Origin of the sequence: Kocuria tytonicola (assembly GCF_003687455.1) — a bacterium.
Taxonomy (GTDB): Bacteria; Actinomycetota; Actinomycetes; order Actinomycetales; family Micrococcaceae; genus Kocuria; species Kocuria tytonicola.
On record NZ_PHOA01000138.1, the window covers coordinates 1 to 4,597 of the forward strand.

At 72.1% G+C, this 4,597-nt stretch carries 5 protein-coding genes; 1 reads left to right on the top strand and 4 read right to left on the bottom strand.

The features are described 5' to 3' along the window. Positions 1–8 precede the first annotated feature (8 nt). The 3 genes from CWC38_RS10975 to CWC38_RS10985 all read right to left on the bottom strand — a co-directional run bounded on the left by CWC38_RS10975 (position 9) and on the right by CWC38_RS10985 (position 2,687). Positions 9–1,253, bottom strand: a complete 1,245-nt coding sequence (locus tag CWC38_RS10975; protein WP_165860409.1) for an MFS transporter — start codon at positions 1,251–1,253, stop codon at positions 9–11. Continuing rightward, on the bottom strand, positions 1,208–1,819 hold the full coding sequence (locus CWC38_RS10980) for a DUF2087 domain-containing protein (RefSeq protein WP_121846765.1): 612 nt from the start codon (positions 1,817–1,819) through the stop codon (positions 1,208–1,210). Before CWC38_RS10980 ends, CWC38_RS10975 begins: the two co-directional genes overlap by 46 nt. Before the next feature lie 205 nt (positions 1,820–2,024). Beyond that, positions 2,025–2,687: a GAP family protein gene (locus CWC38_RS10985; protein WP_121846766.1), complete on the bottom strand. Its 663-nt coding sequence runs from the start codon at positions 2,685–2,687 to the stop codon at positions 2,025–2,027. An 84-nt stretch (positions 2,688–2,771) separates the two neighbouring features. Between CWC38_RS10985 and CWC38_RS10990 the strand changes: the two genes are divergently transcribed. Continuing rightward, entirely contained in the window at positions 2,772–3,371 is a 600-nt protein-coding gene (locus CWC38_RS10990) for a TetR/AcrR family transcriptional regulator (protein WP_121846768.1), read from the top strand. Positions 3,372–3,462: 91 nt separating this feature from the next. Here the strand turns inward: CWC38_RS10990 and CWC38_RS10995 are convergent, their stop codons facing one another. Continuing rightward, on the bottom strand, positions 3,463–4,593 hold the full coding sequence (locus tag CWC38_RS10995; protein WP_121846767.1) for a glycerophosphodiester phosphodiesterase family protein: 1,131 nt from the start codon (positions 4,591–4,593) through the stop codon (positions 3,463–3,465). Positions 4,594–4,597 lie beyond the last annotated feature (4 nt).

The following is a 4,597-nucleotide window of genomic DNA, read 5'->3' on the forward strand; positions in this document are numbered from 1 at the left end:
CTCGGGTGCTAGTCGACCACGGATCGCGGGGCGGCGGCATCCGTGGGTCGCGTCCCCACGAGTGCGACGCCGCGCACGAGTGCTCCCGACACGGCCAGGCCGCCCGCGAGGAGGAGGGCCGCCACGGCGTCGTGCTCGCCGAGCGCCCCGCCCGTGAGGAACCCGCCCACCAGGCAGCAGGTGACGATCCAGCGGTAGGCCGCCCAGGCCCTGCCCTGCTCCTGCGTGGACACCCCCGTGAGGAGCGTGCGCGAGGCGGCCGCGTTGAACACCCCGTTCGCGGCACCGCCCAGCAGGAAGAGGAGCGCACCGAGCCCGAACCCGGGCAGCCCCAGGGCCAGGACGAGGAAGACCGCGCCCATGCCGCCGGCGCCCGTCACGAGCACCACGGGCGCCGACCACCGCGGCACCCGGCCGGCGGCCTGGCCACCCAGGACCACGCCGAGCCCCCACAGGCCCCACGCCGCGCCGACCCACGCGGGGTCCCACCCGGCGTGGTGGGTGAGCACGAAGACCCCCGAGACGCCCTCGACGGACGTGGCGAAGACCGTGCACGTCAGCAGGGCCACCCCGGCCGCCCCGAAGGCCGCCGGGTGCAGCAGGCGGCGCAGGCCGAGCAGCGCGCCGCCGCCGGGTGATGCGTCCACCGGCAGGGGAGCGCGGCCGGTGACGCACACCGCGATCACGGCCAGCAGGGCGAACGTGGCGGCGTTGACGCACAGCAGCGGGGCGATTCCACCCACTCCGAACGCGATCCCGCCGAGCGCCGCACCGCACGCCTGCGAGAGCCCGTTGACCGTGGCCAGGTGCCCGCTGACCCGCCGGTGGTCACGGCTGCGCACCGCGATGAGCTTGTTCGCCACGGGCGCGGTCAGCGCGGAGACGGCGCTCACGGCGGCCACGCACACCACGATCACGGCGTCCTGGCGTGTCACCGCCATGACCAGGAAGAGCGCGGCCTGCGCGGCCAGGGACACCGGCCACCACCACCAGCGCAGCACCCTGTCCACGAGCACCCCGCCGAACAGGCCCAGCCCGACGGCGGGCACGGTCTGGGCCAGCAGGATCGCGGCGAGCAGGTGCGGGGCGCCGGACTTCGCGGCGCGCAGGGAGAAGGCGATCGCGGCGACGTCGTCACCGCACGCGGAGACGAGCAGCCCCACCAGCAGGACGGCGAGGGACGCGTCCCGGGGCGTCCGCGGCGGGGTCACGAGCGGTCGCTGAGGTGCAGGGGCAGCCAGAGGGTCTCCCACGCGGGGGTCTCCTGACTCTCGGACGCCGAGCGCCCGGGCAGCTCCTCCGGCAGCCAGTAGACGCCGGACGCGCGCTGCAGGTAGCCGTACTCCACGAGCTCGCGCCGCCAGAACGCCTGGTCCTCGACCACGGTCAGCAGGATCCGGTTGACCTCAGGCTCCGAGTAGGTGCGTCCCGCGGGGATCAGAGAGATCAGGTGCAGCAGCACGAACACGCGGGGGCGCCGACGAGCAGGGGTGTCCACCAGGCGCCCGTCACGGACGAACCGGGCGAGCACCCTCCGGTACTCGGCGTGGGCCCGCTGCCAGGCAGCGGCATCCACACCGGCGGGGGAGGGCGGTGCGGTGGCGGCGGCCTGCTCGGCAGGAACGGGTGGGGTACCGGGCCGGGCGTCCGGGGCCGACGCCGCGGTGCTGGGGACCGTGGCCCGGGAACCGGACGCGGCGGCGTCGTCCTCCGGAGGGTGCCTCTCCCGCAGAAGGTCCGCACGGGCGGAGGTGTAGTTCTGGCCGGTCGCGCTCATGCGGGCGCGCACCAGGTCCTTGAAGTCGCTGTGGTGAGTCATCTCGTACCTCAGCCGTGCAGAGCATCCCCAGCGTGCTCGCCCGGCCGGACGAGGTTCTTCAGCACAGTGCGACCCGAGAATTCTCTCCCCTTCGCCACGGCGCGGGAGCTGGGGTCCGTGCGCGGGCTGGGCGCTGGGTCGCGCCGTCTGCAGGCGAGTATGCCACACGTCACAGACCTGGGGGGCGAGGGATCATCGGGGGCTGTCACTGGCGCAGCGCGGCGAATCCTTCGACTGCCATCCACAGGCCCACCAGCCCGGCGACCCACAGAAACGTGATCTTGGCTTCCCTCTCCAGGGTGGGGATCAGGGTGTCCAGCTTGGGCCAGATGCGGTCACCGAGCACCGCCGCGCCGCCGATGAGAACCAGGGCGGGCAGGATCATGATCACGCAGTATCCCGCGAGCAGGACAAGACGTGCGGGCCACCCGATGTCCATGGCGGTAATGATCCCGTTGGCGGCGAGGTAGGGGACCATGGTCGCCGCCTCGGTCAGGGAGGCGCCTGCTCCCAGCGCGATCATGGCTCCCGGGTGCAGGGATCGCGGTGCCGGGCGGGGACGGGACCGCTTGGCGGGATCGGGGGCGAGAACTCCGAAGAGGAGCAGCCCGATTCCGGCGATCAGCTTGAACCACTGGGCCGGGGCGCTGGCCCACAGGTGGGATGCCACATCCGAGAGGATGTCGAACCCGAGCGCGATCGCGACTCCCAGGGCGAAATAGATCAGAAGGACGGTGGCGAAGTAGAACGCCAGGGGTGCCACGTCCACGCGCCTCCGGGCGATGACGAGGACCAGGGGAATCACCAGGGTTCCAAGGCTCATGCTGTCCAGCAGGGCCAGGCCGATCAGCGGCAGGATGTCTCCCACGACGCCTCCTCGCGACGGTGAGCTGTTCTCGTACGATTGTATGAGACACCTGCACCATACACTTGTATGAGAGATGAGGTGGACATGAGGGGCACAGCAGAGGGGCCGGGAACCACTCCCGCGCGGGAGCGGATCGCGGAGGCGGCCATCCGGGTCATCGACCGGCAGGGATTCGACGTGGTGAGCGTGCGGAGCGTCGCGCAGGAATCCGGGTTGTCCGCGGGGACCGTCCAGTACCACTTCGGTTCCCGCCGGGAGCTTCTGCTCGCGGCCCTGGACCGCTCCGTGGAGCGTCAGGTGCAGCGGGTGGCGCAGGCCCGGGGGGTGCACACTTGCCGTGCTTCGCTGACGCGCACACTGCGGGAGCTCCTGCCACTGGACGGTGTACGGCACGAGGACGCGGCCGTGTGGGTGAGTTTCGGGGCGGCGGCCTCCACACGGGAGTGGTTGGTGGAGCCCTACTGGGCTCACACGGAGTTGTTCCGGTCCATGGTGCAGGAGGCCCTGGAGCGTGCAGCGCACGAGGGCAGGCTCCGAGCGGGGCTCACACCGGGTGTGGCCGCACCTCTGGTCACGGCGCTGGTCAACGGTCTGACTCTCGACCATCTCAACGCACCGGGCCACGTCGGCGTGGAGATGGAGGCTGCGCTCGACCGGGGGCTGTCCCTCATCGTGAGCGACTGACGGGTCTGCACACCGGGGCCGTCCTCTCCCCACGCCGACGGGCCGGGGACCGAACGACCTGCCCCGGCCCTTCGGTGCGTGGTGCCGCGCCTCAGTTCGAGAACGTGTCCTGCAGCGTGCCCGCGGAGGACCACAGGGCCACGGAGTCGCCCTCGTCGTCCAGGGCCTCGGTGGCCAGGCCGTTGTAGTAGGCGTCCGCACGGTTGGTGCCGGGCCCGGTGTAGACGCGCAGCTGCTGCCCCGGGGCCAGGACGTAGCCGGGGCCCACCGTGAGGGTGTTGTCCTTGGTGTCCCGGACCCGGTAGCCGGAGACGTCCACGGCCAGCGCGGAGGTGTTCTGCAGGACCACGTGCTCCCCGTTCTCCGGCTGCAGGTCCCCGCCGAGGACGTCGTTCACCGCGCCCGAGACGCGCACCCCCGTGCTGTCCGGGAACGAGTCCAGACCCTGCGCGTGGCGGGTGAACTGCACGGGGAAGTCCCCGGTGACCCGGTCCAGCCCCAGGGCCACCATCCGGTCGTAGGCCGTGGTCGAGTCCACCGTGTACACCCCGGCGCCGAGCCCTGCCGCCTTGATGCGCTGGACCCCCGCGGCGTCCAGCAGGCGGTAGTCGGTGCCGAAGTTGTCCGCGTACGTGGCGACCTGCGCGAGGGTCGCGGCGTCCGGCACCGTGTCCATGAGCTGCTGCAGCGGGACCTCCGGTGCCAGACGCGCGAACTCCTGGTTCGACGCCGCGTCGTAGCCCAGCACCTCCACCTTGCCGCAGTGCGCCAGCCGGGCCCACGCGGGATTCCCGTGGAGGGAGTCCGCCACGACCTTCTCGATGCCCGGGGAGTTCTCCGGGGACTTGATCTCGACGAACACGCCGGTGCGCTCGGTGGCCACCCGGGCGGCGTCGTCGAAGTGGGGGATCTTCTCGCCCGCGAAGGCGCCGGAGAAGTGTGAGCCGGTGTCCAGCTGCTGCAGCTCGGCCCACGTGAAGGAGGTGATGGGGTCGTTCTCCCGACCCGGGAAGACCTGCGCCACGTTCGTGGTGCGGGCGGGGACGTCGTCGTGGAAGACGAAGGGCACGCCGTCCGCGGAGAGCTGGACGTCCAGCTCGAAGAAGTCGGCCTGGGCGTCACGGGCCTGGGTGAACGCGGAGACGGTGTTCTCCGGCGCGGTGCCCGCGGCTCCCCGGTGGCCGATCAGCAGCGGGGCGGGTGCGGGCTGGGACGCGGTCACGGTC

Coding starts and splice junctions, on each gene's coding strand:
- CWC38_RS10980 (WP_121846765.1), bottom strand. CDS start 1,819: ATGACTCACCACAGCGACTTCAAGGACCTGGTGCGCGCCCGCATGAGC.
- CWC38_RS10990 (WP_121846768.1), top strand. CDS start 2,772: ATGAGGGGCACAGCAGAGGGGCCGGGAACCACTCCCGCGCGGGAGCGG.